Source organism: Variovorax sp. GW823-FHT04B03, assembly GCF_058796495.1.
On sequence record NZ_JBXAIT010000005.1, the window covers coordinates 117712 to 142417 of the forward strand.

The following is a 24706-nucleotide window of genomic DNA, read 5'->3' on the forward strand; positions in this document are numbered from 1 at the left end:
AGCACCCCCGCGCCGGAAGCCCCACCCTCACCGGACGACGAAGCTCAGCGTGGCGACGTGGCGCGTCTGCGTGTAGGGCTTGCCGTCCCAGGTGCCCTTGCCGTCCTTGTCGGTGTGGTTCACCTCGACCACGTACTGGCCGGGCCAGGGCGTCTGCAGCGTGACCTGGCCGGCGTCGTCGGTGGTGAACTTCTTCTCCCACTTGGGCGGGCCGAACACGACCACCTCGGCCTTGGGCAGCGGCTTGCCCGCGAGCAGCAGCGTGAAGCTGTTGCTGTTGGCGGCCTGCGGCACGAGCTCGAGCGTGTGGCGCGCGACGGTCTCGGTGCGGCCGGTGCGCGCTTGGTAGAGGCTTGCCACGCCCTTGTCGCTGACGTAGGCGCCCACGAGGCGCGCGTCGCCGCTGGCGTCGGCCTTGACCACGAAGTGGTCGGCATGGCGCGTGGCCGGCGTCTGCTTGCCGTCGGCGGCGATGCCGCGCGGCGCGCTGACCAGCTTCAGGTGACCGGCCTCGGTCTCGCGCAGGTCGTCGGCCCATTCGCCGAAGTAGGCCTTGGCCTCGCCGCCCGCGGCGGGTTCGAGCCAGACGAAGTGGGCGTGCGCGGCGCCCGAGAAAACGAACGCGGCCGCCGCGAGGGTGGCAAGGGAGAACAGGGGTTTCTTCATGGTCGATGCTCCAGGTAGTGATGGCATGGTTGAGACGGAATGGAAGGCGGCTTGTTCAGAACTTGGCGCGCAGGGTCAGGCTCACGTTGCGCGGCTCGCCCCAGAACACGCTGTCGTAGAAGCCCACGTTGCGGTAGTACTTCTTGTCGAAGACGTTGCGGATGTTCAGCTGCGCCGTGACGTTCTTGTTGATCTCGTAGCTGGCCATGAGGCTGAAGACCGCGTACGCCTTCTGCGAGATGCGCGGCAGCGGGTCCTTCATGCTGAACAGCGGCGGCTGCCCATACCACGACTCGCCGTAGATGCCGCTTTGCGCCGTCATGTCGCCGCCGACCTTCAGGCCGCGCCAGGCGCCACTGAAGCGGTAGGCGGTCGACAGGCGCAGCAGGTGCCTGGGCTGGTTGGGCACGGCACGCGCGCCCTTGGCGGTCTTGGCATCGAGGTACGTGTAGCCGGCGGCCACGTTCCAATCAGGCGTGATCTGGCCCGACACGTCGAACTCGAGGCCGCGCGCGGTCACGCCGTCGCCGCTGGCCACGTAGGCCTGGCCGCCGTCGGGCAGGCGAAAGCCCGCGGGCACGCTGCGGTCGAGCTCGGCCAGGTTCTTCTTCTTGACCTGGAACACGGCGGCCGAGGCATTGAGCGCGCCGCCGAAGTACTCGCCCTTCACACCCAGCTCGGCGCTGGTGCCGGTCTCGGGCGTGAGGTACTGGTCGTTGCGGTCCTTCGAGGTCTGCGGACGGAACAGCGTGGTGTAGCTCGCATACAGCGAGTGGCGCTTGTCCAGGTCGTAGACCACGCCGACATACGGCGTGACCTCGTTCTTCGACTCCGACTTGCCCGTGGTGCGCGTGTACTGCTGCGCCGTGTTGTAGGCGTGCGTGTAGCTGCGGTAGTTGCTCACGCGCGCGCCGACGATCACGCTCAGCGGGTCGGTGAGGCTGAAGCGGCCCGCCACGTAGCCGCCGTTGAGCTGCGTGAAACCCACGGTCTTCGAGCCGTCGGCCAGGAAGATCGGGCGCGGGATGTTGCCGGTCCACGTGCGGTAGTCGGGAATGGCCTCGGGGTACGGGATCACCGGCGTGCCGCCCTGCGAGGTGTAGGTCTGGTTGCCGCCGTTCCATCCGGCGATGAAGGTGTGGCGCCGCCCGAACAGGCTGAAGGGGCCGGTGGCGTACAGGTCGAAGTTGTCGTTGACGTACTCGCCCTCGCCCCACACGCCGCTCCACAGCTTCATGCCCTGGCCGGTGAAGCGGTTGGGGTAGCCCGCGCCGCCGTAGGCCACGGTGGTGTTGTTGGCGCTGGTGGTGCGCGCATAGCCCAGGTGCACCTTCCAGTCGTTGTCGAAGCGGTGCTGCAGCGAGACGAAGGTCGTGTGCTGCTTGTTGGCCCAGGTGCTCCAGGGCGTGCTCAGGCTGGTGTTGCGCGGCAGGTTGGCGAGCGAACCGTCGTGGTTCCAGTACGGAATGGCGCCCCAGGTCGCGCCCGTGGGCTTGTTGTCCTGGAAGTCGATGCCGGCGGTGAGCAAGGTGGAGCGCGTGAGGTCGGCCTCGACGATCACCATGCCCACGGTTTTTCGCTCGTGGTACATGTCCATGTGCGAGTCGCGGTCCTGCCAGGCCAGCGCGGTGCGCGCGCGGATGCGGCCGTCGGCGGTGAGCGGCACCGACAGGTCGACCTCGGCGCGCTTGTGGTTCCAGCGCCCGTAGGTGAGCGAGGCGCTGCCCTGGAACTCGCGCGTGGGGCGCTTGCGCACCGAGTTGATGGTGGCCGACGGGTCGCCCGTGCCGCCCATGAGGCCGGTGGCGCCGCGGATGACCTCGATGCGGTCGTACAGCACGGTGTCGGACAGCGGCGCGTTCGGGCCGCGCGGCATGCCGTCGATCTGGAAGTTGTTGATCGAGAAACCGCGCGCCGAGTAGTTCACGCGCTCGCTGTCGGCCTGCCCGACCATGATGCCGGTGGTCTGGCCCAGCACGTCGTCGATGCGGGCGCTGCCCAGGTCGTCCATGCGCTCGCGCGTGATCACGGTCACCGACTGCGGCGTCTCGCGGATCGACAGGTCCATGCGCGTCGCGGTGGACGCCTGCTCGGCGGTGTAGGAGCGGCTGCCTTCGGTGCGGCCGCTGCGGTCGCCCGAGACGGTGACCTCGGACAGCGCCGCGCCGCTGGCTGCTTGCTGTTGCTGCGCGCTGACGACGCCGCAGCAAAGCAGGGCGACGAGGGCCACGGGAGACCGCCGGAAGCGGGCGCGTGAAAACGAATGCTGGTTCATGGCATGAAGAAAGGGGGGGACCCGACCCTGGATGTCGGCAACGCCCGTTGGCAGGAGATGGCTAGCGACGCACCCGGCCGCGAAGGGGCCGGCAGCGACCTGGCTGCGGAGAAAAAACGCGGTGCGTCAGTAGGTGCCGCGCAAGGTCACGAGCAGGTGGCGCGGGGCGCCGTAGAAGCTGCTGCTGGTGCTGGTGCGGTAGCGCGTGTCGAAGACGTTGTTCAGCGCCACCGACACGGCGAGGTGCTTGTTGATCGGGTAGCGCGCCATGAGGTCGAGCGTGGTGTAGGCCTGCTGCGTGAAGCGCGCATGGCCCGAGGGACCGAGGCCGGTGCTGTAGGTGTCGCTCTGCCAGTTCAAGCCGCCGCCCACCGTGAGGCCGTTGCCGATGCCCGCGATGCGGTAGCTGGTGAAGAGCTTCAGCAGGTTCTTCGGCACCTGCGTGTTCAGCCGCTGGCCGGCCGCGTCGCGGGCCACGCTGTGCGCAAAGCCGCCGCCGACCTGCCAGCCGGGCAGCAGCTCGCCGGCCACTTCGAATTCGTAGCCGCGCGTGGTCGTGCCCTTGGCGGCGCGGTAGGCGGCCGAGCCGTCGGGCGCAAACTCGTTGTCCAGGCGCACGGCGAGGTTGTCCTGCTTCACCTGGAACACGGCGGCGCTGAGGTTGAGCCGGTCGTTGTGGAAGGCGCCCTTCACGCCCGCCTCGTAGGCGTGCCCTTCGAGCGGATCGAGGTAGGTGCCGCTGCGGTCCTTGCTGGCCTGCGGCTTGAAGATGCTGGTGTAGCTGGCGTAGGCCGACCAGTGCTTGTCGAGGTCGACCACCACGCCCGCGTACGGCGTGACGACGCCCTTCTCGCTGCGCGTGGTGAGGGTGGCGGCGCGCTGCAAGGGGACGGTGCGCGTCGCGTCCTTCCAGTCGCTCGCGCGCGCGCCGACGATGACCGAGAGCGCGTCGGTGGGCCGCAGCCGCACCGTGGCATAGGCGCCCGACTGGCGCGTGGCGGTTTCCTGGCGGCCGGTCACGGGCTGGTGCGGCTGGGCCGGCAGGTCACCGGTCCAGCTGTTGAAGTTCGCGATCCACGGATCGAAGCCCGCCACGTTCCAGCCCGCGTACAGCGGCGCGTCGCTGTGCGTGCGCGAGGCGTTGTAGCCCAGCACCAGCTCATGCCGCCGGCCGAAGAGTTCGAAGGGGCCGCTGGCGTACAGGTCGAATGCGTTCTGCACCGGCACCGCGTTCCAGCGGTTCGTCCACAGGCCGAGCCCCGCACCCGTGGCGCGGTCCATGTAGCCGCGCAGCGCGTAGCCGATGACGTCGTCGTAGGCGCGGCGCGAGCGGTTGAAGGCGGCGTGCACGGCCCAGCCGTTGTCGAAGCGGTGGTCGAGCGCGGCGAAGTACTGGCGCTGGTCCTGGTACGAATGGGCCCAGCGCGCGGCGGCGCTGCGCGAGCGGCCGTAGCTGGCCTCGCTGCCGTCGCTGAAAAACAGCGGCAGGCCGGCGCGCGCCACGCCGTCGTTGTCGTGCCGCTGCAGCTCGAAGCCGGCACTCAGGCGCGTGCTGCGCGCGAGGTCGGCTTCGACGATGCCGTAGAACAAGCGCTTCTTTTCATGGTGGCGCTCGATCCATGAATCGCCGTCCTGCACGGCCGCGACCACGCGCGTGCGCACGCGGCCGTCGGCGGTGACGGGCCCGCCGATATCGAGTTCGGCGCGCTGCCGATTCCAGGTGCCCGCGCTGAACGAGGCGCTGGCCTGCAGCGCGTTGCCGGGGCGCTTGCGCACGAGGTTGACGGTGGCCGCCGGCGTGCCCACGCCGTTGAGCAAACCCGTGGCGCCACGCACCACCTCGACGCGGTCGTAGAACGCCAGGTCACCCGTCTGCAGCAACCAGGTGCCGGCCTGCGGGATGCCGTCGACCTGGTAGTTCTCGACCTCGAAGCCGCGCGAGTAGACGGCGTTGGCGTCGGTGCCGGCGTTGCCGCTCTGCACGAAGCTCAGGCCGGGCGCCTGGCGCAGCACGTCGCTGATCTGGCCCAGGCCCTGGTCGTCGATGCGGTCGCGCGTGAGCACGCTGACCGATTGCGGCGTTTCGCGCAGGCTGAGTTCGAGCCGCGTCGCGGTGCCGATCGCGCCGTCGGTGGTGTAGGAGCCGGTGCCTTCGGTGACGGTGCCGGTGTCCCGCCCACCGGTGACCGTGACTTCGCTGAGCGCACCACCGGCGGGCGCTTCGGCCTGCGGCTTCGGACCCGGCGGGCGCTGCGCCGCGACGCGCAGCGCGTAGCCGCCCGAAGCACCGCGCACCGCTTCGAGGCCGCTGCCTTCGAGCAGCTGCAGCAGCGCCTCGCGCGCCGTGTAGCGGCCCTGCAGCGCGGGCGCGCGCTTGCCGCGCACGACCTCGGCATCGACACCGAGCAGCAACCCCGTGCGCACGGCGAGCGCGGTCAATGCGCTGCTCAGCGGCTGCGCGGGCTGGTGCCACTCGAAGGCCGCATCGGCGGCGGGCGCTTGCGCGGCGGCCGGCACGGTGAGCAGCACCAGGCTCGCGAGCGCGAAGGCGCGGCGCAGGCGATGCCAGCGCTGCGCGGTCTCGGTCGGGTCTGCGGGTCCTGTCATGGTGTGGTGAATCTCTTTTCACCACCTATGACAAGCGGGCACGGGAAACGGGTAGCGGTGTGCGCGAAAAAGTTCGACCGCCCGGTCACGGCGGCGCCGTGGTGGTCACCCGCACCAGCCACGGCGACAGCGTCGACACGCGCAAGCTCGGCAGCGCGCTGGCGAGCAGCGCGAGCGCGGCGTCGCTCTGCTGGATCGGCAGCACGCCGGTGAAGCGCAGCGCGCCCAGGGCCTCGTCGTCGGCCAGCAGCAGGCCGGGCCGGTGCTGGCCGAGCTGGCGCAGCACCTCGGCCACCGGCGCGTCGTCGAACACCAGCCGGCCCTGCGGCCAGGCCAGGCCGCCGGGCGCGGCGGGCACGGTGTCGGTCGTGACGCCGCGGCGGTCGAAGCGCACCTGCTGCCCCGCCTGCACGTCGACCCAGCGGTCGTCGCCGCCCTCGAGCGGCTGCACGCGCACGCGCGACTCGGTGACGGTGACGAGCGTGTCGCTCGCCTCGCGCCGCACGGCATAGCGCGTGCCCAGCGCCTGCGCGCTGCCGTCGCGGTCGACCACGGCGAAAGGCTTGTCGCCGTGCGCGACCTCGACGAAGACCTCGCCGCGCAGCAGCTGCACGCGGCGCACGCTGCCGGAGAAGTCGATGTCGATGGCCGAGTCGCTGTTCAGCGCGACGCGGCTGCCGTCCTCGAGCGTCAGGTGGCGGACCTCGCCGGTGCCGGTGCGCTCATCCGCCAGCCAGGCCTGCCACGGCATCGCGGCGCCCGCCACGAGCAGGCAGGGCAGCAGCACGAGCGCGCCCAGCGCCTGGCGCGACAGGCCACGCCGCGCGGGCTGCGGCGCAGGGGTGTCGGGCGTGACCGACTCCCACATGCGGCGCATCTCGGCCAGGAGCTGCGCATGGCGTTCGTCGAGCGCGCACCACGCCGCGCAGGCGGCGCGCGTGGCGTCGTCCACGCTGTCGTCGGCGAGGGTCACGGCCCACAGCGCCGCCTCCTCGCGCAGGCGCTCGGCGGCCGCGTCAGGCATGGGCCGGGGCGTCGGCGCTTTCCGCTTCGGGCACGGCCGCGGCCATGCGGCCATGGCAATGCGCCAGCACCTTCGCGAGGTACTGCTTCACGCGCGTCTCGGACACGCCCAGTTCGGCCGCGATCTCGCGGTACGAGCGGCCTTCGACGCGCGCCATCAGGAAGGCGGTGCGGCTCTTCACGTCGAGCTCGGTCGCCAGCAGCGCGAGCACCTGGCCCAGCAGCTCGCGTGCGCAGGCCTTGTCCTCGGCGCTCGGCGCGCAGGCGTCCTCGGCCATCAGCGCGACGGTGCGCAGCACCTCGGCCTCGACCTGCATGCGGCGAAAGCGGTTGATCATCAACCGGCTGGCCACCACCTGCAGGAAGGCGCGCGGCTGGCGCAGCACCGGCTGTTGCGGCAGCTCGATGAGGTTGAGAAAGGTGTCGTGCGTGAGATCGGCCGCGGTGAAGCCGCAGCGCAGGCGGCCCAGCAACCAGCTGCGCAGCCAGCCCTGGTGGTCGACGTACAGCTGCCGGACTTCCGGATGGGACATGGTGTGAAGGGGCATCGCGGGCAGCGACGCAATTGAGAGTTATTCTCATTATAGATTTGTAAAGTTTGTCCTGCCCCCCGAAACGTCTCATTCCGCATGAGGCACCGCGCGGGCTACCCGTTTCCGCGTCCCGCACGTCTTAGCAGCATGACCCTCGCTTTCTTCCGCAAGGGCGCCCGGTGACGGCGCCCGCTTCCCGTTCGCGCGCCGGCCGGCGCCTGCGCATCGCCGCCTTCGCGGCCCTGGCCTTGGCCGCCGCCGCGGTGGCCTACGTTTGGGCAAGTCCGCGCGACCCCGGCTGGGACACCGCCGTGCTGCGCCGCGGCGACATCGAAAGCAGCGTGACCGCCATCGGCACGCTGCAGCCGCGCCGCTACGTGGACGTGGGCGCGCAGGTGTCGGGCCAGATCCTGCGGCTGCACGTGCAGCCCGGCGACGCGGTGAAGAAGGGCCAGCTGATGGTGGAGATCGACCCCAGCGTGCAGCAGGCCACGGTGGACGCCGGCCGCGCCTCGCTCGCGGGCCTGCGCGCGCAACTGGCCGACCAGCACGCGCAGCACCGGCTGGCGCGCCAGCAGTTCGCACGCCAGCAGCAGATGGCCGCCGAGGGCGCCACGCGCGCCGAAGACGTGCAGACCGCCGAAGCCACGCTGGCCTCGGCCGCCGCGAAGATCGCGCACCTCGAAGCCCAGATCGCCCAGACCCAGGCCACGCTGAAGGCCGACGAGGCGCGCCTGGGCTACACGCGCATCTACGCGCCGATGGCCGGCAGCGTGGTCTCGGTGCAGGCGCGCGAGGGCCAGACGCTCAACGCCACCTACCAGACGCCCGACATCCTGCGCGTGGCCGACCTGTCGAGCATGACGGTGTGGACCGAGGTCTCGGAAGCCGACGTGCGCCGCGTGAAGCGCGACATGGCCGTGTACTTCACCACGCTCGGCGCCGACCGCCGCCGCTGGGAAGGCACCGTGCGCCAGGTGCTGCCCTCGCCGCCCGTGCCCGCGGGCAAGGGCGGTGGCGACGCGCCGCAGGCGCCGGCCGCCAGCAAGGTGGTGCTCTACACGGTGCTGTTCGACGTCGACAACGCCGACGGCGAGCTCATGCCGCAGATGACCGCGCAGGTGAGCTTCGTCGCCGCCTCGGCGCGCAACGTGGTGGTGGCGCCGCTGCCCGCGCTCACGGCCGTGAAGGGCCAGGCCGGGCGCTTCACCGCGCGCGTGCTCGGCCCCGACGGCCAGCCCGCGCCGCGCGAGGTGCGCATCGGCGTGCGCGACCGGCTCTCGGGCGAGGTGCTCGAAGGCCTGGCCGAGGGCGAGCGCCTCATCACCGGCGAGCGCGCGGCAGGCAGCGACACGCGGAAGTTCCAGCTGTGAGTGCGGCCGAGACGAAGACGACCCCGCTGATCGCGCTGCACGACCTGCGCAAGTCCTACGGCGGCCACGACGGTGCGCCGGCCGTCGAGGTGCTGCGCGGCATCACGCTCGAACTGCATGCGGGCGAGTTCGTCGCCATCGTCGGCAGTTCGGGCTCGGGCAAGTCGACGCTGATGCACCTGCTCGGCTGCCTCGACCGCCCGACCGGCGGGCGCTACCTGTTCGCCGGCCAGGACGTGGCCGGCATGGACGCCGACGCGCTCGCGCGATTGCGGCGCGAGGCCTTCGGCTTCGTGTTCCAGGGCTACCACCTGATCTCCACCGAGTCGGCGCAGGAGAACGTCGAGATGCCCGCCATCTACGCCGGCGCGGCGCCCGCCGAGCGCGCCTCGCGCGCACGCGGGCTGCTCACGCGGCTGGGCCTGGGCGATCGGCTGGGCCACCGGCCGCACCAGCTGTCGGGTGGCCAGCAGCAGCGCGTGTCGATCGCGCGTGCACTCATGAACGGCGGACGCATCGTGCTGGCCGACGAGCCCACCGGCGCGCTCGATTCGCGCAGCGGCGAAGAGGTGATGGCGCTGCTCGACGAGATGGCCGCCGCCGGCCACACCGTGATCCTCATCACGCACGACCGCGAGGTGGCGCAGCGCGCGCGCCGCGTGATCGAGATCCGCGACGGCTGCATCGTGTCGGACAGCGGACGCGCGTCCGCCGAAGCACCACCTCAGCCGCTTGCGCTGCCCTCGCCCACGCACACGGCCGACGCCGCCGACACGCCGCGCGCCCTGCTCTCCGAACTGCACGAGGCGCTGCGCGCGGCCTGGCGCGTGATGTGGATCCACCGCTTTCGCACTGGCCTCACGCTGCTGGGCATCGTGATCGGCGTGGCCTCGGTCATCGTGATGCTCGCGGTCGGCACCGGCTCGCAGGAGGCGGTGATGAAGCAGATCTCGCTGTTCGGCGCCGACAAGATGTACGTGGCCGCCATTCCCGACAGCGCGCGCGGGCGCGGCGGCAAGCTCACGCTGGCCGACGTCGACACCATCCGCCGCCTGCCCAACGTGCGCGTGGCCATGCCCTACATCGAGGGCTTCGTGGTCGCGCGGCGCGGCAACGTGGACCACCGCACCGAGGGCGGCGGCGCCACCACCGACTTCGAGCAGGCGCTGAAGTGGCCGACCGCGCGCGGCATCTTCTTCGACGAGAGCGACGAGCAGAGCCTGGCCAAGGTCGCGGTGATCGGCGAGCGCGTGCAGGCCGCGCTGTTCGCCGACGGCTCCGACCCGGTGGGCCAGCGCATCCTGCTGGACAACGTGCCCTTCGACGTGCTGGGCGTGCTCGCCGCCAAGGGCGCGGGCGGCGGCCAGGCCAGCGAGGACGAGCGCGTGATCGTGCCCTTCTCCACCGCCGCCGCGCGGCTGTACGGCAGCAACCACCCGACCTGGGTGGCGGTGGCCGTGCACGACGTCGACAAAGCCTCCGAGACGGCCGCGGAAATCGTCGAGGTGCTGGCCGCGCAGCGCCACGTGCGCGACGTGCAGGTGTTCAACCAGACCGAGTCGATCAAGGCGCGCGCGCAGACCCAGCGCACCATGACCGTGATGCTCGGGCTGATCGCGGCGGTGTCGCTCGTGGTCGGCGGCATCGGCGTGATGAACGTGATGCTCATGACCGTGCGCGAGCGCACGCGCGAGATCGGCATCCGCATGGCCACCGGCGCACGCCAGCGCGACATCCTGCGGCAGTTCCTCGTCGAGGCGGTGCTGGTCACGGTGACCGGCGGCGTCGCGGGCGTGGTGGGCGGGCTGCTCGTGGGCGCCGCGCTCATCGTGTGGAGCGTGCCGGTGATCTTCTCCCTCACGGCCATCGCGGGCGCCTTCGGCTGCGCCGTGCTCACCGGCCTGGTGTTCGGCTTCATGCCGGCCCGCAAGGCCGCCGCGCTCGACCCGGTCGCGGCCCTGTCTTCCGAATGACGACTGCCATGACGCGCCTTTTCTTCTCTCCCGCCGCGCTGGCCCTGGCGGCGCTGTTGCTCGCGGGCTGCGCGACGCCCTCCACCGATGCGCCTGCGCGCACACCGACCGTCGCCGATCCGTGGTGGACGGGCTTCGGCAGCACCGAGCTGCCGGCCTTCGTCGCCGCGGTCGATGCCGGCAACCCCGACGGCGATGCCGCCGAAGCGCGCCTGCGCCAGGCCGAGGCGCAGGAACGCATCACCGGCGCCTCGGCCTGGCCCGCGCTGTCGGCGACCGCCGATGTGCAGCGCCAGGGCCGGCTCGGCGGCGATGCGAACGTGAGCGGCAACCGGCGCGCGCTCGGGCTCGACGCGCGCTACGAGGTCGACCTGTGGGGCCGCCTGCGTGCGCAGCGCGACAGCGCCGGCGCCTCGCGACAGGCCAGTGCCTTCGACCGCGACGCGGTGCGGCTCGCGCTGCGCGCGGGCGCGGGCGCGGCCTGGCTCGAAGCGCTGGGCCTGCGCGAGCGCACGGCCATCGCGCGGCGCAGCCTGGACGATGCCGAACGGCTGCTGCAGCTGGTCGAGGCCCGTGCGCGCGCGGGCGCGGCCTCGCCGCTCGAGCTTGCACAGCAGCGCGGCATCGTCGCGTCGCAGCGGCGCACGGCCGCCACGCTGTACCAGCAGTCGCGCGCGGCGGACATCCGCATGGCGCGCTGGCTCGGCCAGGCCGGCAGCGAGGTGCGGATCACGGCCACCAGCCTGCAGCAGCTCACGCTGCCCGCGGTCGACGCCAGCCTGCCGGCCGACCTGCTCGCGCGCCGGCCCGACATCGCACGCGCCGAGGCCGCATTGGCCGCGGCCGATGCCGACGTGGCTGCGGCGCGCGCGGCGATGTTCCCCACGCTCACGCTGAGCGCCGGCCTCTCGGTCGCGGGGCCACGCTTCGGCACGCTGTTCGATCACCCGGTGTACAGCCTCGCGGCGGCGCTCGCGGCGCCGATCTTCGACGGCGGCCGGCGCGCAGCGGCGCGTGACCTGTCGGCTGCGCGGCGCGAAGAGCTGCTCGCGACCTACCGCGCCGCCACCGTGGCCGCCTTCACCGATGCGCTGACTGCGCTCGACGCCGTGGCCGCGCTCGACACGCAGCGCGCCGCGCAGGACGAGGAACTGGCACAGGCCGAGCGCGCGCGCACGCTCGCCGAATCGCGCTACCGCGCGGGCGCCGAGACGCTGCTCACGCTGCTCGATGCGCAGCGCACGCTGTTCGCCGCGCAGGACGCGCGCGCGCAGTTGCTGCAGGCACGCTTGCAGGCTGGCGTGGCGCTGTACCACGCGCTCGGCGGGGGTTGGTCCGCCGACGAAGCGGCCGCCCCCACGCGCCTCAGCCGAACCGCACGCTGATCTGCAGGCCCGGGTGTGCGTTACGCACCGTGAGCCGACCACCGTGGGCTTCAGCGATGAGCCGGCACAGGTACATGCCGAGGCCGACCCCGCCGGTGGCGCGCGCCCGCGCGCCGTCGGTGCGATAGAAGGGCTCGGTCAGGCGTTCGAGCTGCGCGTCGTCCACGCCGGGACCGAAGTCGCGCACCTCCAGCTCGGCACCGCCGTCGGCCGGCGCGCGCAAGCTCACGGTCGGTGGCTGCGGTGCGCCGGCGCTGTAGCGCAGCGCGTTGTCCAGCAGGTTGCGCACCATCAGGCGCACGCGCATACGGTCGACGGGCTGCGGCGCCAGGCCGTCCGCGAGGTCGAGTTGCACCGCTTGCGCGCCGGGCATCTCGGCCACGATCTCGCGCACCAGCGCGGCCAGGTCGACCGGCTCGCGCTGCAGCGCGGCATGCGGGCTCGCGAGGCGTTCGCTTTCGAGCAGGTCGCTGATCAGGTCGCGCATCTCGTTGAGGTCGCGCAGCAGCGCCTCGCGCTCGGCCTCGCCTTCGGGCGTGGCGGGCAGCAGCTCGGCGTTGAGCCGGGCCCGCGTGAGCGGCGAGCGCAGCTCGTGGCTCAGCGCCAGCAGCAGGCCGCGCTTGGCGTCGAGCATGGCCTGGATGTCGCTGGCCATGGTGTTGACGCGCTGTGCGAGGTCGCCCAGGTCGTCGTTGCGGCGGATCGGAATGGGTTGCGCGAACTCGCCGCGACCGAAGCGCTGCGCGCCCTCGCGGATGTCGATGAGCGGACGCAGCAGCCGGCTCACCAGTGCGTAGGCCACCACCACGAGCAGCAGCAGCACGCACAGCGTGGTCCAGCCCGCCGCGCGCGGCGCGAGCTGCCACAGCCGGGGCGCCCAGCCGAAGATGACCTTGTGCCCGTCGGCCGTGGGGCGCACGAACCAGCGCTCGGTGGAGAACATCGACTCCTCGCGGTCGCGGTCGTAGAACCAGCCGCCGCGCGCGTGCATGTCGTTGCCGGGGTTCGACTCCCAATTTACGCTGGGCCCGGTGATGCGGATCGTGATCGGCAGCCGGTCGACCAGCGCCTGCGCGCGCACCGTGTCGGGCGGCGTGCCGAGTTCGGCAACGAGGCGGTCGGCGTAGTCCATCAGCATCGGCTGCGCGGCCTCGGCCCAGGTGCTGGAGAACGACCGCTTCATGCCGCCCACGAACACCGCCGCCATCACGAGCGCGAGCACCACGAACATCATCACGATCCGCACGCGCACCGAGCTGCGCCAGCGCTGCTGCATGTGCGCGTGCATGCGCGCGTGCCAGTGCCGGCGGCGCTCCTTGCCGGGGCACAGGCCTTCGTTGTCGGCGGGCACGGCGCCTGCGCGCCTGCGGGGAAATCTCATGAAGAAGGCTCGCCCGGCGCCACGGCCAGCGCGTAGCCGGCGTTGCGCAGCGTCTTGATGCAATCGAGCGGCTCGAGCTTCTTGCGCAGCCGGCTCACCACGATGTCGACCGCGCGCGTGAAGAGCTCGGCCTCGTGGCCGCGCAGCCGGTTGAGGATGTCGTCGCGGCTGAACACCTTGCCGGGCTCGCCGGCCAGCAGCGCGAGCAGGTCGAACTCGGTGCCGGTGAGTTCCACGCGCTCGCCGTGGCGCAGCACCTGGCGCCGGTCGAGGTCGATCGAGAGGCCGTCGAACACGCGCAGTTGGGCGTTGGCGGCGGCGGCCGCCGGCGCGCTGCGCTGGCGGCGCAGGATGGTCTGCACGCGCGCCACCAGTTCGCGCGGCTCGAAGGGCTTGGGCACGTAATCGTCGGCGCCGAGTTCGAGGCCGACCACGCGGTCCATGACCTCGCCGCGCGCGGTGAGCATCACGATGGGGATGTCGCTTTCCTTGCGAATCTCGCGGCACAGCTCGAAGCCGTCCATCTCGGGCAGCATGACGTCGAGGATGGCCGCGTCGTAGTGCCCCGCGCGCAGCTTGGCGATGCCCTCGCTCGGGCGCTTGGCGCTGTCGAGCGTGCAGCCGAAGCGTGCGAAGTAGGTGGTCAGCGGCGCGGCGAGGTGTTCGTCGTCGTCGATCAGCAGGATGCGCGGCATGGCGGGATTGTGCCTCCTGGCAAAGAGAGCGCGAATGGCAAGGCTTGCAATCAATCCGGCCGGCATCGCACCGTCCAGACCAGGCCGGCGGTGAGGCCGGCGAGCAAGAGCACGTGGTAGACCACGTCGGGCACCGTGCGCGGGCCGATGCCCGCGACGATGGTGCCAAGGCCGACCAGCGTGCCCAGCAGGGCAAAGCCCTGTCCGGCGATCGCCGCCGTGCGGGCATGCGCGGGGCGGCGCCAGGTTTCGAGCGCCGCGAGCACCAGCACGGTGGCGATCACGGCCTCGGCGGTGCGCGCCTGCGGATGCGCGTGGCCGGCCCCGAGCCAGCCGCCGTGCACCGCCGACGCGGCGGCGAGCGTGAACGCCTCGCCCAGCATCACGGTGCGCGCGAGCGCGGGGCGCATCAGGGGACGCGAACGGGCCACGGCACTCACCACGGATCGGCGCGGCCGATGCGGCCGAGGTGGGTGGACGCAAAACCGGTCGCGTACTTCAGGCCGAAGCCCAGCGCATGGTCGAGCCCGACGCGGGCCAGCCAGATCAGGCCCCCGGCCACCGCCCACGGCTGCGCCGCGAACACGCCCAGCGCCAGCAGCAGCACGGGCCCGATCAGCGCATGCGCGGCGTTGTACAGCGCCGCGCCGACGCGCGGCCCCGCGAGATAGCCGAGCAGCGAGAGGTCGGGCGCGAACAGCCAGAGCGCGAACACGCCCCAGCCCATGCCGAACTGGGCATAGCCGACCAGCGCCACCGCGAGCACCACCGCGCCTTCGAAGCGCAGCACGGTGCGCACGCCGTCCACGGCCGGGGCTTCGGGTTCGCGGGACACCACGGAGGCGACGTGGTGCTGCGGCGCCCGCAGGGCGGGTCGATGCAGCGACACGAAGCGCGCCCAGCCCGGGGGCGAGCCCATTTCAGCCATGACGGTTCCAGCGGCGGCCGCCGCGGTCCATGAAGTCACGCACCTTCTGTTGCTGGGCGGGGTTCAGGTGGTCGAAGAAGTCGGCCGCGGCGGCGATGACCTCGGGGCTGCCGGTGCGCACCACGGCGGTCTTCTCTTCGACCAGGCGCGCGGCGCCGGCCTGGTCGAGCGTGTTGCCCGCGAACAGCGCCTTGAACTGTGAGCGCGGATCGCCCGATCCGCCCGCGCCGCGCATGGCCTGGCGCTGCGCCTGCAGCTTCTCGGCGAGCACGGTGAGCTTCTGCTTCTGCGCGGCGTCGAGCTCGAGCTTGCTGCCGACGCGCTCGACCATCTTGGCGCGGAACTCGGCGCTGTCGCCGCCCCAGCCGTGGCGATGGCCGGCACAGCCGGCGATGCTGCCGGCGACGACGGCCAGGCCGGCGAATCCGAACAGGGTGCGTTTGATCCAGTGCTTCATGGGGGTGCTCCTTCATGCGCCCCTGCGCGGGGCTGCTTTCAGTGATGGACGTGGCGACGGCGGCGCCGCCCGGGGCGCCGCATCGTCGGCTCAGAGGCGGTTGCCGCTGTCGCGTGCGGCGGCGGCACGCGCATCGACGGGGTTCTGCATCGTCGAGATGACCTTGCTGTTCACGCGCGAGCCGGAGGTCACGTTCTGGTCGGGTGCGGCGGCGGTGCGCACGGCTTCGGCGATGACGCGGGCGCGGTCGGTCGACACGGCCACGGTCTCGGGGCCGCGCGAACCGCGCACGACGTTCTGGTCGGGGGCGGCGGCGGCACGCACGGCTTCGGCGTTGACATCGGCGCGGCTCATGGCCGACACGGGCGCGTGGACGCCCTCGTAGCTTTCAGCCTTGGCGCCGGCGGCGGCGAGCATGGCGAAGGAACCGACAGCGACGAGCTGCGCGAGGGAGAAGGACGACTTGACGATCATGATGCAGGCCTTTCTTTCAGGGGTTGGAAGAGGAGACCTGATGGTGCGCGTCAAGGCGCGGCGAGTCCTTTCACGCCCGTATCGCCGTATTTCGGTTTGTTTCATCAGGATTGGCTCGCCCCCAGGCTGCGCGCACTTCGTGTCGCTTCGCCAACCCCCTACCGGGGGCAACACCGACGGCCCGGCAAAGCCGGTTCCGTGGTGTTCCTGTTGCTTGCGTCCCGCCGCGAAGGGCGGGGTTGCGGGCTCAGCCCGCGAGTGCGGCTGCGGGATCGTCCGCGTCGAGCACGCCCTGCGCCCAGGGCTCGAGCTTGCCGGTGTCGGCGCGCAGCACTTCCTGCTTCACAGCGAGGATGCGCGAGGGGTGCATGGAGAAGCTGCGCAGGCCCAGGCCCAGCAGCAGGCGCGTGAAGGCGACATCGCCGGCCATCTCGCCGCACACCGACACGCCCTTGCCCTGGCGACGGCACTCGGTGATGGTGTCGGCCACGAGCTTGAGCACTGCGGGGTGTGCGGGGTCGTAGAGGTGGGCGACGGCCTCGTCGGCGCGGTCGATGGCCAGCGTGTACTGGATCAGGTCGTTGGTGCCGATCGACAGGAAGTCGAAGTGCTTCAGGAAGGTCTTGAGCGTGAGCGCGGCGGCCGGGATCTCGATCATGGCGCCGAGCTTGACCGGGCCGTACACCGCGCCGCGGTTGTCGAGCTCGGCGCGCGCGAAGTCGATCAGCGACAGCGTCTGGCGGATCTCGCTGGCGTGCGCGAGCATCGGAATGAGCAGGTGGATCTCGCCGTGCGCCGCCGCACGCAGGATGGCGCGCAGCTGCGTGAGGAACATCGCCGGATCGGCCAGGCTCCAGCGGATGGCGCGCAGGCCGAGCGCGGGGTTCAGGTGCTCCTGCTTGCTGCCCGATTTGCCGTCCAGCGGCTTGTCGGCGCCCACGTCGATGGTGCGGATGGTGACGGGCATGCCCTGCATGCCCTCGACCGCGCGCTTGTAGGCCTGGTACTGCTCTTCTTCGTCGGGCAGCCGCGTCTGGCGCGCCGAGTTCTCGCGGCCCATGAAGAGGAATTCGCTGCGAAAGAGGCCCACGCCCACGGCGCCGGCCTTGACGGCGCCGGCCGTGTCCTCGGGCATCTCGATGTTGGCCAGCAGGTCGACGCGCTGGCCGTCGAGCGTGACGGCAGGCTTGTGGCGCAGCCGCGCGAGCCGCCCGCGTTCGAGGTCGCCCTGGCGCTGCTTGAAGCCGTACTCGGCCAGGATGATCGGCGACGGGTCGACGATCATCACGCCGGCCTCGCCGTCGATGATGACCCAGTCGTCCTGGCGCACCAGCTGGCTCGCGGAGCGCGCGCCGACGATGGCCGGGATGTCCATGCTGCGCGCGACGATGGCGGTGTGCGAGGTGCGCCCGCCCACGTCGGTGACGAAGCCCGCGAACACGCTCTTCTTGAACTGCAGCATGTCGGCCGGCGAGAGGTCGTGCGCGATGAGCACCAGCGGCACGTCGAAGCCGTCACCCGCGGTGGGGTCGTCGTCTTCGTCGTCGTGGTCGTGATGCGCGGCGGCGCGCTTGCGCCGCGGCGGGCTGGGCGCGAGCACGGCGGCCGTGCCCTTCATGCGATGCAGCATGCGCTCGACCACCTGTTCGAGGTCGGCCTTGCGCTCGCGCAGGTACGGGTCCTCCATCTCGTCGAACTGGCGCGCGATGATCTCGAGCTGCGTGGTCAGCGCCCATTCGGCGTTGTACAGCCGCTCGCTGATCCAGTGCTTCACGCCACCGCTGAGCACGTCGTCCTGCAGCAGCATCTGGTGCACCTCGAGCAGCGCCGCAAGCTCGTGCGGCGCGTCGTTCGGGCCCATCTGCGCCACGCTGGCCTGCAGCTTGGTGAGCTCGTCGGCCACCGCGTTGCGCGCGGTGCGCACGCGGTCGATCTCGGTCTCGATCTCGTCGGGCTTGATGAAGTAGTGCGCCACGTCGATGCGACTGGACACCACCAGCACCGCGCGGCCGATGGCAATGCCACGGGCGACCGGGAGACCGTGGACTGCGAAGGTCATGCGCGGGTCCTTATTCGCCTTCGCCGAATTTGTCGTCCATCAGTTGGACGATGGCGTTCATGGCTTCGTCTTCCTGCGGGCCGTTGGTCTCGAGCTCGACGGTCACGCCGAGGCCGGCGGCCAGCATCATGACGCCCATGATGCTCTTGGCGTTGATGCGGCGGTCGCCGCGCGACAGCCACACCTCGCAGGGGAAGCTGCCGGCGAGTTTGGTCAGCTTGGCCGACGCGCGTGCGTGCAGGCCCAGCTTATTGCTGATGGTCACGGATTTCTTGATCACTGTGCTTTCTTTTCGCCTGGTTCTGGGGAGCCGCCACCGCCACCTGCATCACGCCGGCGGTGCCGCCCGCGAGGGCGCGCTGCACCAGGGTGTCGAGCGGTTCATGGCGGTAGGTGACGGCGCGCAGCAGCATCGGCAGGTTGACACCGGCCACGAGCCGCGAGCGCACGCCGTCCACCAGCTTCTGCGCGACGTTGCAGGGCGTGGCGCCGAACACGTCGGCCAGCACCAGCACCTGTGAGCGCGGGGCATGCAGCTGCTGCGCGAGCGTGATGCGCGCGGCGGCCAGCGTTTCCTCGGGCGACACGTTGGGCAGCACGTCGAGGGCCACGACCGCCTGTTCGCAGTCGGGGAACACATGCAGCGCGCACTGCCGCAGCGCCTGTGCGAACGGGGAGTGGGCAATGATGAGGATGCTGTTCATGCGGCTCGGAGGACGACGCGTCGATTATGCGGGGGCGCCCAAAGGAAGTAGAGACATCGAGGACACAACGCGGCAGCCGGGGAAGGCGGCCAATTCGGGCGTGTGGCCGGGGTGTCGATTCGCGCGGCGGCAACAGCTATGAAAACGATAGCTGGCCCGCGCATCGCGGCCCGCCGGCCGGCCCTCGCTCATGGCAGGCGCAGGCCCTCGAAGAAGGTCTTCGTCGCCTCGGGCGAGGACGGCCGGCCGAGCACGGTGGCCTGGTAGAGCGACACGCTGCCATCTTTCTGCGACTGCGCGAACCAGAGCACCTGGACCGGCGCCACGCCCTGTTGCGCCGATTGCCCGTCGAGCCGCCACGGTGCGGGAACGGCCGTGGCGCGCGGCAAGGTGGCCGGCCCCTGGATCACCTGCGCGACGCCCAGCTGGCCGTGCGTGGCCGTGCGCCAGGCCGTGAGCCAGGCCTCGGCCTGCGCCGGGCTGGTGGCGGCGGCATGGGCCACGGCGAAGGTCGCGCCGCCGGCTTCGCAGCCGGTCATGTCGACCTGCACCGACTCGGGCCCCAGCGGCACCGCGCGCTGGGCGCGGTCGGCCTTGCAGGGCAGCAGCGCGACCAGGCCGGCGTCGGCGATCGGCACTTCGCGCCAGTTGAAGGTGGGGCTGCAGGCGCCCAGCGCGGCGGCCAGGGCCAGCACGGGCCAGGAGGGGAAAGGAAGCGAGGGCATCGGAGGACGATTATCGAGCGGCCTTCGGGGAATGAAGCGCGTGCGCCGACGCGTTCCGGCACGCGGAACTAAAATCGCGCCGCCTCTCTCATTCAGGTGCCCATGAAAAAATACATCGCTGCCGCCGCCGTCGTGATCGCCCTGGCCGCCGGCGTGGGCGTGTACCTCGGTTCGGGCAGCACCGCCGCCCCGGCCTCGACCTTCGTGCTGCTCGACGGCACCACCAAGAGCACGGCCGACCTGAAGGGCAAGGTCACGCTGGTCAACTTCTGGGCCACGAGCTGTGTGACCTGCGTGGCCGAGATGCCCAAGGTGATCTCGACCTACGACAAGTACAAGGCCCAGGGCTACGACACGCTGGCGGTGGCCATGAGCTACGACCCGCCGAGCTACGTCGTCAACTTCGCCGAAACCCGCAAGCTGCCGTTCAAGGTGGCGATCGACAACACCGGCAGCGTGGCGCAGGCCTGGGGCGACGTGAAGCTCACGCCGACCACCTTCATCGTCAACAAAAAGGGCGAGATCGTGAAGCGCTACGTGGGCGAGCCCGACTTCGCCGAGCTGCACAAGCTGATCGAAAAGCTGCTGGCCGAGGCCTGACCTTCGGCCCCAGAAAAGCAAAAGGCGCTCCGAGGAGCGCCTTTTTTGTGGCGAAAACCCGCGGCTTACTGGTTGCGGAAGCTGTCGTGGCAGGCCTTGCAGCTGGCGCCGGTCGGGCCGAACTGGGCCTTGAGCGCATCGATGTTGCCGGCCTTGGCGGCAACCACCAACTTGCCGGTCTCGGCGATCACCTTGTCCTGGTGCTCCTTGAACTTCGCGGCTTCCTTCCAGACTTCGGGCTTGGCCTTGCCGCCTTCGGTGCCGGCGCCGAAACCAGCCCAGGGCAGCTTGGCCATGTCAGCGACGATTTCGGCGTTGGCAGCCGCAGCGGCGGCGTCGTAGGGTGCCCGGCCGTTGGCCATGGCGCCCAGGCGGCCGAAGTGCTGGGCCATCACGAACAGCGCGCTCTGGCGGTACTTGATGGCATCTTCGGGCTTGGCAAACTGTGCCGCGGCGGGCAGGGACATCGCAGCGCAGGCGGCTGCAAGGGCGAACGAAGCAAAACGGGTCATCGTGGGTCCTTGTGTGGGGGTTTTGGGCACCGTCGAACGCGGTGCTGCAGGCAGTGTAGGGGCTGCCCGTGTCGGGCGCATAGCAACAACCCGGTGGAACGACCGGGCTGGACTTTGCTAATCTGCGCCTTCCGCAGCCTCGCGCCCCGGCGCCTTTTTCGATGACCGACACCCTTTCGGTGGCCCGCACACGCGTCTGGGACCTGCCGACCCGCCTCTTTCACTGGGCGCTCGCCTTCGCCGTGATCGGCCTGATCGTGACGGGCCTGAACGGCATCATGGAATGGCATTTCCGCCTCGGCTACACCGTGCTGGCGCTGCTGCTGTTCCGGCTGGTCTGGGGGGTCGTGGGCGGGCGCTGGTCGCGCTTCGCGGCCTTCATCTATGCGCCGGGCTCGGTGATCGCCTACCTGCGCGGCAAGTCGCACCCCGACCACCTGATCGGCCACACGCCGCTGGGCGCGCTGTCGGTGTTCGCGGTGCTGGCGCTTCTGATCCTGCAGGTCGCCACCGGGTTGATGGCCGACGACGAGATTTCCGCCTCCGGGCCGCTGACCCGCTTCGTGTCGGGCGCCATGGTGAGCCTGGCGACGGGCTGGCACAAGGCGCAGGGCAAGTGGATCGTGATCGCCCTAGTGAGCCTGCATGTGCTGGCGGTGCTGTTCTATGTGCTGGTCAAGCGGCACCGGCTGGTCGGGCCGATGCTGTCGGGCGACAAGCTGGTGGTCGCCGGTGCGGCCTCCAACGGGAATGGCAATGGCAACGGCGTGGCTCCGAGCCGCGACGATGCGGTGTCGCGCACGCTGGCGCTGGTGCTGTTCGCGCTGTGCGCGGGCGTGGCGTTCTGGGTGGCGTCGTTGCGCGTATGAGCGGCTTTTCCGTCTCCCGCCCGCTGCCGCTGTCGGACACGCCGGCCGTGGTGCTGCTCACGCCCGACGAACCGCACGAAGTCGACGCCGTGCGCGCCATCTTCCGCGACTACGCGGGCTCGCTGGCCATCGACCTCGACTTCCAGGATTTCGACGGCGAGCTGGTCGGACTCCCCGGCGAGTACGCCGAGCCGCGCGGCACCTTGCTGCTGGCGCTGGTCGATCCCGCCCATGTGAACGAAGACGCCGGCCGTGCCGCGCCCACGCTGAAGCGCGCCGACGGCACGCTCGCCCACGTGGCGGGCTGCTGCGCGCTGCGCCCGATCGACAGCACGGACTACGCGAACGCTGCGGAAATGAAACGGTTGTATGTGCGCCCCGGGTTCCGGGGGCTCGGGCTCGGCCGGCAGCTGGCCGAGGCCATCCTCGATGCGGCCCGCAGCGCAGGCTATGCCTGCGTGCTGCTCGACACCCTCGACGACATGGAGTCGGCGCGCGCCCTCTACGAAGACCTGGGCTTCGCGGAGGTGCCGCCCTACTATCACAACCCCGTCGCCGGGGCTCACTACCTCAAGGTAGATCTCTAGACCGGGCTCAGCCGCGGGCTTGCGCCAGCAGCGTGTCGGCGTCGCTCACTTCGAACTTGCCCGGGCCTTCGACGTTCAGCGTCGCGACCTTGCCGTCCTTCACGAGCATCGAGTAGCGGTTGCTGCGCAGGCCCATGCCGCGGCCGGTCAGGTCGAGCGTGAGGCCGGTGGCCTTCGCGAAGTCCGCGCTGCCGTCGGCCAGCATGCGCACCTTGGCGCCGGTCTTCTGGTCGCGCGCCCAGGCGCCCATCACGAACGCGTCGTTCACGCTCACGCACCAGATCTCGTCCACGCCGGCAGCCTTGAAGTCGTCGAAGTGCTGCACGTAGCCCGGCACGTGCTTGGCCGAGCAGGTGGGCGTGAAGGCGCCCGGCAGTGCGAACAGCGCGATGGTCTTGCCCGCCGTGGCCTTGGTCACGTCGACCGGGTTCGGGCCGATGCTGCAGCCCTCGCCCTCCACTTCGGAATATTCCTGCAGGGTGGCCGAAGGAAGGGTGTCGCCGACTTTGATCATGTGAATTGCTCCTGAAAAAGAAAAACGGCCCACATTGTGGGCCGTTTCCGGATGGGTTGCCTCGAGGGCGACCGAGTGCCTGATCAGACCAGGACGGCCTTCTCGACCAGACGGGTCACGACCCAGTTCTTGGTCTTCGAGATCGGACGGCTTTCCGTGATCTCGATGGTGTCGCCGAGGTGGTACTCGCCCTTTTCGTCATGGGCGTGGTACTTGCTCGTCTTGGCCACGATCTTGCCGTAGAGCTCGTGCTTCACACGGCGCTCGACCAGCACGGTCACGGTCTTGGCACGCTTGTCGCTGACCACCTTGCCGATCAAGGTGCGCTTGAGGGATTTTTTAGCTTCCGTCATGTTCACTCCTTACTTGGCGGCTTGGGTCTCTTGCTCTTTCTGAGCAAGAATGGTCTTGGCGCGAGCGATGTCGCGACGCGTCACGCGCAGCGTCGTGGTGTTCGACAGCTGTTGCGTGGCCTTCTGCATGCGCAGGCCGAAGTGGGCCTTCTGCAGATCCTTGATTTCGGCTTGCAGGCCTGCGACGTCCTTCGTGCGCAGGGTTGCGGCCTTCGTCACCTTGGCCGAAGCCGCGGTTTCTTTCTTCTTACGTGTTGCCATGGATGTTCTCCTCTCAGGCGCCGAGCTGGCGAGCGACGAACGTCGTGCGCAGCGGAAGCTTGGCGGCGGCCAGGCGGAACGCTTCGCGGGCGAGTTCTTCGGGCACGCCGACGATCTCGAACACGATCTTGCCAGGCTGGATTTCAGCGACGTAGTACTCGGGGTTGCCCTTACCGTTACCCATCCGCACTTCAGCGGGCTTGGTAGAGATCGGCTTGTCCGGGAACACGCGGATCCAGATACGGCCACCGCGCTTCACGTGACGCGAAATCGCGCGACGAGCGGCTTCGATCTGGCGCGCCGTGAGGCGACCGCGGTCGGTGCATTTGAGACCGAAGTCACCGAACGCAACCGAGTTACCCGTGGTTGCGATGCCGGTGTTGCGGCCCTTTTGTTCCTTGCGGAACTTTCTGCGTGCAGGTTGCAGCATGTTTTGTTACTCCGTGAGGGCCCCAGGCACTTGCGTGCCCGGGAGCGACCGATTACTCGGTCTTGGCACCGTCCGCTGCTGCAGCGGGCGCGGCTTTGCGGACGCGCTTAACGGCGGGTTTCGAGTCTGCACCGGCACCGCCGGTTGCTTCTGCGGGCTTGTCGCTGCCATCGGCCGGAGCGGTGTTGCCACCGATCGGACCACGGGCACCGGCACGGGGGCCGGGACCACGACGGTCGCCACCCGGACGGTCGCCAGGGCGACCATCACGGCGGGGACCACGCGGGCGGCGCTCTTCGTCCGGACGCGGCGTTTCGACGGCCGGCAGGTCGTTGCGACCCAGCGTGTCGCCCTTGTAGACCCAGACCTTGACGCCGATGACGCCGTAGGTGGTCTTGGCTTCCGAGGTGCCGTAGTCGATGTCGGCGCGCAGGGTGTGAAGCGGCACGCGGCCTTCGCGGTACCACTCGGTACGTGCGATTTCGATGCCGTTCAGGCGGCCAGCCGACATGATCTTGATGCCCAAGGCACCCAGACGCATGGCGTTCTGCATGGCGCGCTTCATGGCGCGGCGGAACATGATCCGCTTTTCGAGCTGCTGCGTGATGCTGTCGGCGATCAGCTGCGCATCGATTTCGGGCTTGCGCACTTCTTCGATGTTGACCGCAACCGGCACGCCGAGCTGCTTGCCCAGTTCGCGCTTGAGGTTCTCGATGTCTTCGCCCTTCTTGCCGATCACGACGCCCGGACGAGCCGAGTAGATCGTGATGCGTGCGTTCTTGGCGGGACGCTCGATCATGACGCGCGACACCGAAGCGTTCTTCAGCTTCTTCTTCAGGTATTCGCGAACCTTGATGTCTTCGGCCAGCATGCCCGCGAAATCGCGGTCGCTTGCGTACCAACGGCTGGACCAGTTACGGGTGACCGCAAGGCGGAACCCGGTTGGGTGGATTTTCTGTCCCATATTTCTTCCAGGCCTTCTTAGTTGCCAACCGTCACGTACACATGGCACGTGGGCTTGCTGATGCGATTGCCGCGACCCTTGGCGCGCGCCGTGAAGCGCTTGAGCGTTGCACCTTGCTCGACGTAGATGGTCTTGACCTTCAGCTCGTCGATGTCGGCACCGTCGTTGTGCTCGGCGTTGGCAATCGCCGACTCGAGCACCTTCTTGATGATCACAGCGGCCTTCTTCTGCGTGAATTGCAGAACGTTGAGCGCTTGATCGACCTTCTTGCCGCGGATCAGGTCCGCGACCAGACGGCCCTTGTCGACCGACAGGCGGACACCGCGGAGGACTGCACGTGTTTCAGACATGGTCGTTC

At 70.2% G+C, this 24706-nt stretch carries 28 protein-coding genes; 6 read left to right on the forward strand and 22 right to left on the reverse strand.

The features are described from left to right. Positions 1-27 precede the first annotated feature (27 nt). The 5 genes from AC1RAD_RS21490 to AC1RAD_RS21510 all read right to left on the reverse strand — a co-directional run bounded on the left by AC1RAD_RS21490 (position 28) and on the right by AC1RAD_RS21510 (position 7104). The gene (locus AC1RAD_RS21490) at positions 28-666 is read right to left on the reverse strand and encodes a DUF4198 domain-containing protein (RefSeq protein ID WP_307588223.1); all 639 of its coding nucleotides are present in this window, start codon (positions 664-666) and stop codon (positions 28-30) included. 55 nt (positions 667-721) lie between these two features. Then, positions 722-2896: a TonB-dependent siderophore receptor gene (locus AC1RAD_RS21495; RefSeq protein ID WP_492737088.1), complete on the reverse strand. Its 2175-nt coding sequence runs from the start codon at positions 2894-2896 to the stop codon at positions 722-724. Between the two features lie 171 nt (positions 2897-3067). Then, positions 3068-5548 (reverse strand): TonB-dependent siderophore receptor, encoded by a 2481-nt coding sequence (locus AC1RAD_RS21500; protein WP_492737090.1) that lies wholly within the window; start codon positions 5546-5548, stop codon positions 3068-3070. Positions 5549-5633: 85 nt separating this feature from the next. Further along, on the reverse strand, positions 5634-6572 hold the full coding sequence (locus AC1RAD_RS21505) for a FecR family protein (RefSeq protein WP_492737092.1): 939 nt from the start codon (positions 6570-6572) through the stop codon (positions 5634-5636). Continuing rightward, entirely contained in the window at positions 6565-7104 is a 540-nt protein-coding gene (locus AC1RAD_RS21510; RefSeq protein WP_174250314.1) for a sigma-70 family RNA polymerase sigma factor, read from the reverse strand. Before AC1RAD_RS21510 ends, AC1RAD_RS21505 begins: the two co-directional genes overlap by 8 nt. 179 nt (positions 7105-7283) lie before the next feature. On the opposite strand from AC1RAD_RS21510, the gene AC1RAD_RS21515 reads away from it, so the two are divergent. Genes AC1RAD_RS21515 through AC1RAD_RS21525 form a run of 3 tightly spaced genes read left to right on the forward strand, consistent with a single transcriptional unit; the run spans position 7284 to position 11835 of the window. Beyond that, positions 7284-8477 carry an efflux RND transporter periplasmic adaptor subunit gene (locus AC1RAD_RS21515; RefSeq protein ID WP_492737094.1) on the forward strand — a complete coding sequence of 398 codons (1194 nt, stop codon included), beginning with the start codon at positions 7284-7286 and terminating at the stop codon, positions 8475-8477. After that, on the forward strand, positions 8474-10450 hold the full coding sequence (locus AC1RAD_RS21520; protein ID WP_492737096.1) for a MacB family efflux pump subunit: 1977 nt from the start codon (positions 8474-8476) through the stop codon (positions 10448-10450). The genes AC1RAD_RS21515 and AC1RAD_RS21520 overlap by 4 nt, the downstream gene beginning before the upstream one ends. Positions 10451-10458: 8 nt before the next feature. Beyond that, positions 10459-11835, forward strand: a complete 1377-nt coding sequence (locus AC1RAD_RS21525) for an efflux transporter outer membrane subunit (RefSeq protein ID WP_492737097.1) — start codon at positions 10459-10461, stop codon at positions 11833-11835. Here the strand turns inward: AC1RAD_RS21525 and AC1RAD_RS21530 are convergent. The 10 genes from AC1RAD_RS21530 to AC1RAD_RS21575 all read right to left on the reverse strand — a co-directional run bounded on the left by AC1RAD_RS21530 (position 11816) and on the right by AC1RAD_RS21575 (position 19258). Beyond that, positions 11816-13216, reverse strand: coding sequence for a sensor histidine kinase (locus AC1RAD_RS21530; protein ID WP_369630457.1), 1401 nt, complete (start codon positions 13214-13216; stop codon positions 11816-11818). The two genes, AC1RAD_RS21525 and AC1RAD_RS21530, sit on opposite strands and share 20 nt — an antisense overlap. Continuing rightward, on the reverse strand, positions 13213-13911 hold the full coding sequence (locus AC1RAD_RS21535; protein ID WP_062478915.1) for a response regulator transcription factor: 699 nt from the start codon (positions 13909-13911) through the stop codon (positions 13213-13215). Before AC1RAD_RS21535 ends, AC1RAD_RS21530 begins: the two co-directional genes overlap by 4 nt. Before the next feature lie 50 nt (positions 13912-13961). After that, positions 13962-14342, reverse strand: a complete 381-nt coding sequence (locus AC1RAD_RS21540; RefSeq protein ID WP_492737099.1) for a hypothetical protein — start codon at positions 14340-14342, stop codon at positions 13962-13964. Positions 14343-14347: 5 nt separating this feature from the next. Then, entirely contained in the window at positions 14348-14839 is a 492-nt protein-coding gene (locus AC1RAD_RS21545) for a DUF4260 domain-containing protein (RefSeq protein ID WP_492737101.1), read from the reverse strand. Continuing rightward, positions 14832-15296 carry a Spy/CpxP family protein refolding chaperone gene (locus AC1RAD_RS21550; RefSeq protein ID WP_070061899.1) on the reverse strand — a complete coding sequence of 155 codons (465 nt, stop codon included), beginning with the start codon at positions 15294-15296 and terminating at the stop codon, positions 14832-14834. Before AC1RAD_RS21550 ends, AC1RAD_RS21545 begins: the two co-directional genes overlap by 8 nt. Positions 15297-15386: 90 nt before the next feature. Continuing rightward, positions 15387-15770, reverse strand: coding sequence for a hypothetical protein (locus AC1RAD_RS21555; protein ID WP_062478905.1), 384 nt, complete (start codon positions 15768-15770; stop codon positions 15387-15389). Positions 15771-16017: 247 nt separating this feature from the next. Continuing rightward, positions 16018-17829: a phosphoenolpyruvate--protein phosphotransferase gene (gene ptsP, locus AC1RAD_RS21560; RefSeq protein ID WP_492737103.1), complete on the reverse strand. Its 1812-nt coding sequence runs from the start codon at positions 17827-17829 to the stop codon at positions 16018-16020. A gap of 10 nt (positions 17830-17839) precedes the next feature. Beyond that, the gene (locus tag AC1RAD_RS21565) at positions 17840-18109 is read right to left on the reverse strand and encodes an HPr family phosphocarrier protein (protein WP_062478901.1); all 270 of its coding nucleotides are present in this window, start codon (positions 18107-18109) and stop codon (positions 17840-17842) included. Then, positions 18078-18533 carry a PTS sugar transporter subunit IIA gene (locus AC1RAD_RS21570; protein ID WP_062478898.1) on the reverse strand — a complete coding sequence of 152 codons (456 nt, stop codon included), beginning with the start codon at positions 18531-18533 and terminating at the stop codon, positions 18078-18080. The genes AC1RAD_RS21565 and AC1RAD_RS21570 overlap by 32 nt, the downstream gene beginning before the upstream one ends. A 188-nt stretch (positions 18534-18721) precedes the next feature. Next, positions 18722-19258, reverse strand: coding sequence for a hypothetical protein (locus AC1RAD_RS21575; RefSeq protein WP_492737105.1), 537 nt, complete (start codon positions 19256-19258; stop codon positions 18722-18724). Between the two features lie 102 nt (positions 19259-19360). Here AC1RAD_RS21575 and AC1RAD_RS21580 point away from each other — a divergent pair, with 102 nt between their 5' ends. Continuing rightward, positions 19361-19858 carry a TlpA disulfide reductase family protein gene (locus AC1RAD_RS21580; protein ID WP_062478893.1) on the forward strand — a complete coding sequence of 166 codons (498 nt, stop codon included), beginning with the start codon at positions 19361-19363 and terminating at the stop codon, positions 19856-19858. Positions 19859-19923: 65 nt separating this feature from the next. On the opposite strand, the gene AC1RAD_RS21585 is transcribed toward AC1RAD_RS21580, so the two are convergent. Beyond that, positions 19924-20370 carry a c-type cytochrome gene (locus AC1RAD_RS21585; RefSeq protein WP_062478890.1) on the reverse strand — a complete coding sequence of 149 codons (447 nt, stop codon included), beginning with the start codon at positions 20368-20370 and terminating at the stop codon, positions 19924-19926. Positions 20371-20531: 161 nt separating this feature from the next. Between AC1RAD_RS21585 and AC1RAD_RS21590 the strand changes: the two genes are divergently transcribed. Together AC1RAD_RS21590 and AC1RAD_RS21595 are read left to right on the forward strand one after the other, a co-directional pair. Next, positions 20532-21239 (forward strand): cytochrome b/b6 domain-containing protein, encoded by a 708-nt coding sequence (locus tag AC1RAD_RS21590; RefSeq protein ID WP_369630462.1) that lies wholly within the window; start codon positions 20532-20534, stop codon positions 21237-21239. After that, the gene (locus AC1RAD_RS21595; protein ID WP_492737107.1) at positions 21236-21826 is read left to right on the forward strand and encodes a GNAT family N-acetyltransferase; all 591 of its coding nucleotides are present in this window, start codon (positions 21236-21238) and stop codon (positions 21824-21826) included. The genes AC1RAD_RS21590 and AC1RAD_RS21595 overlap by 4 nt, the downstream gene beginning before the upstream one ends. Positions 21827-21833: 7 nt before the next feature. Here AC1RAD_RS21595 and AC1RAD_RS21600 read toward each other — a convergent pair whose 3' ends face one another. From AC1RAD_RS21600 to rplV, 6 genes are all read right to left on the reverse strand, one after another. Then, positions 21834-22340 (reverse strand): peroxiredoxin, encoded by a 507-nt coding sequence (locus tag AC1RAD_RS21600; RefSeq protein WP_070061892.1) that lies wholly within the window; start codon positions 22338-22340, stop codon positions 21834-21836. A gap of 83 nt (positions 22341-22423) precedes the next feature. Beyond that, positions 22424-22693: a 30S ribosomal protein S17 gene (rpsQ, locus tag AC1RAD_RS21605; protein ID WP_062478880.1), complete on the reverse strand. Its 270-nt coding sequence runs from the start codon at positions 22691-22693 to the stop codon at positions 22424-22426. Positions 22694-22702: 9 nt separating this feature from the next. Further along, complete coding sequence (rpmC, locus tag AC1RAD_RS21610) at positions 22703-22912, reverse strand: 50S ribosomal protein L29 (RefSeq protein WP_056577224.1); 210 nt, start codon at positions 22910-22912, stop codon at positions 22703-22705. 55 nt (positions 22913-22967) lie between these two features. Continuing rightward, positions 22968-23384, reverse strand: coding sequence for a 50S ribosomal protein L16 (gene rplP, locus AC1RAD_RS21615; RefSeq protein WP_007838137.1), 417 nt, complete (start codon positions 23382-23384; stop codon positions 22968-22970). 52 nt (positions 23385-23436) lie between these two features. Next, positions 23437-24348, reverse strand: coding sequence for a 30S ribosomal protein S3 (gene rpsC / locus AC1RAD_RS21620; protein ID WP_062478877.1), 912 nt, complete (start codon positions 24346-24348; stop codon positions 23437-23439). 17 nt (positions 24349-24365) lie between these two features. Then, positions 24366-24698: a 50S ribosomal protein L22 gene (gene rplV, locus AC1RAD_RS21625; protein ID WP_007838134.1), complete on the reverse strand. Its 333-nt coding sequence runs from the start codon at positions 24696-24698 to the stop codon at positions 24366-24368. Between the last annotated feature and the right edge of the window lie 8 nt (positions 24699-24706).

Excerpts from the sequence above, each read along its gene's own strand:
- AC1RAD_RS21490 (WP_307588223.1), bottom strand. The coding sequence starts at position 666 with ATGAAGAAACCCCTGTTCTCCCTTGCCACCCTCGCGGCGGCCGCGTTC.
- AC1RAD_RS21500 (WP_492737090.1), bottom strand. The coding sequence starts at position 5,548 with ATGACAGGACCCGCAGACCCGACCGAGACCGCGCAGCGCTGGCATCGC.
- AC1RAD_RS21505 (WP_492737092.1), bottom strand. The coding sequence starts at position 6,572 with ATGCCTGACGCGGCCGCCGAGCGCCTGCGCGAGGAGGCGGCGCTGTGG.
- AC1RAD_RS21510 (WP_174250314.1), bottom strand. The coding sequence starts at position 7,104 with ATGTCCCATCCGGAAGTCCGGCAGCTGTACGTCGACCACCAGGGCTGG.
- AC1RAD_RS21525 (WP_492737097.1), top strand. The coding sequence starts at position 10,459 with ATGACGCGCCTTTTCTTCTCTCCCGCCGCGCTGGCCCTGGCGGCGCTG.
- AC1RAD_RS21530 (WP_369630457.1), bottom strand. The coding sequence starts at position 13,216 with ATGAGATTTCCCCGCAGGCGCGCAGGCGCCGTGCCCGCCGACAACGAA.
- AC1RAD_RS21535 (WP_062478915.1), bottom strand. The coding sequence starts at position 13,911 with ATGCCGCGCATCCTGCTGATCGACGACGACGAACACCTCGCCGCGCCG.
- AC1RAD_RS21545 (WP_492737101.1), bottom strand. The coding sequence starts at position 14,839 with ATGGCTGAAATGGGCTCGCCCCCGGGCTGGGCGCGCTTCGTGTCGCTG.
- AC1RAD_RS21550 (WP_070061899.1), bottom strand. The coding sequence starts at position 15,296 with ATGAAGCACTGGATCAAACGCACCCTGTTCGGATTCGCCGGCCTGGCC.
- AC1RAD_RS21555 (WP_062478905.1), bottom strand. The coding sequence starts at position 15,770 with ATGATCGTCAAGTCGTCCTTCTCCCTCGCGCAGCTCGTCGCTGTCGGT.
- ptsP (WP_492737103.1), bottom strand. The coding sequence starts at position 17,829 with ATGACCTTCGCAGTCCACGGTCTCCCGGTCGCCCGTGGCATTGCCATC.
- AC1RAD_RS21570 (WP_062478898.1), bottom strand. The coding sequence starts at position 18,533 with ATGAACAGCATCCTCATCATTGCCCACTCCCCGTTCGCACAGGCGCTG.
- AC1RAD_RS21575 (WP_492737105.1), bottom strand. The coding sequence starts at position 19,258 with ATGCCCTCGCTTCCTTTCCCCTCCTGGCCCGTGCTGGCCCTGGCCGCC.
- AC1RAD_RS21580 (WP_062478893.1), top strand. The coding sequence starts at position 19,361 with ATGAAAAAATACATCGCTGCCGCCGCCGTCGTGATCGCCCTGGCCGCC.
- AC1RAD_RS21585 (WP_062478890.1), bottom strand. The coding sequence starts at position 20,370 with ATGACCCGTTTTGCTTCGTTCGCCCTTGCAGCCGCCTGCGCTGCGATG.
- AC1RAD_RS21590 (WP_369630462.1), top strand. The coding sequence starts at position 20,532 with ATGACCGACACCCTTTCGGTGGCCCGCACACGCGTCTGGGACCTGCCG.
- AC1RAD_RS21595 (WP_492737107.1), top strand. The coding sequence starts at position 21,236 with ATGAGCGGCTTTTCCGTCTCCCGCCCGCTGCCGCTGTCGGACACGCCG.
- AC1RAD_RS21600 (WP_070061892.1), bottom strand. The coding sequence starts at position 22,340 with ATGATCAAAGTCGGCGACACCCTTCCTTCGGCCACCCTGCAGGAATAT.
- rpsQ (WP_062478880.1), bottom strand. The coding sequence starts at position 22,693 with ATGACGGAAGCTAAAAAATCCCTCAAGCGCACCTTGATCGGCAAGGTG.
- rplP (WP_007838137.1), bottom strand. The coding sequence starts at position 23,384 with ATGCTGCAACCTGCACGCAGAAAGTTCCGCAAGGAACAAAAGGGCCGC.
- rpsC (WP_062478877.1), bottom strand. The coding sequence starts at position 24,348 with ATGGGACAGAAAATCCACCCAACCGGGTTCCGCCTTGCGGTCACCCGT.
- rplV (WP_007838134.1), bottom strand. The coding sequence starts at position 24,698 with ATGTCTGAAACACGTGCAGTCCTCCGCGGTGTCCGCCTGTCGGTCGAC.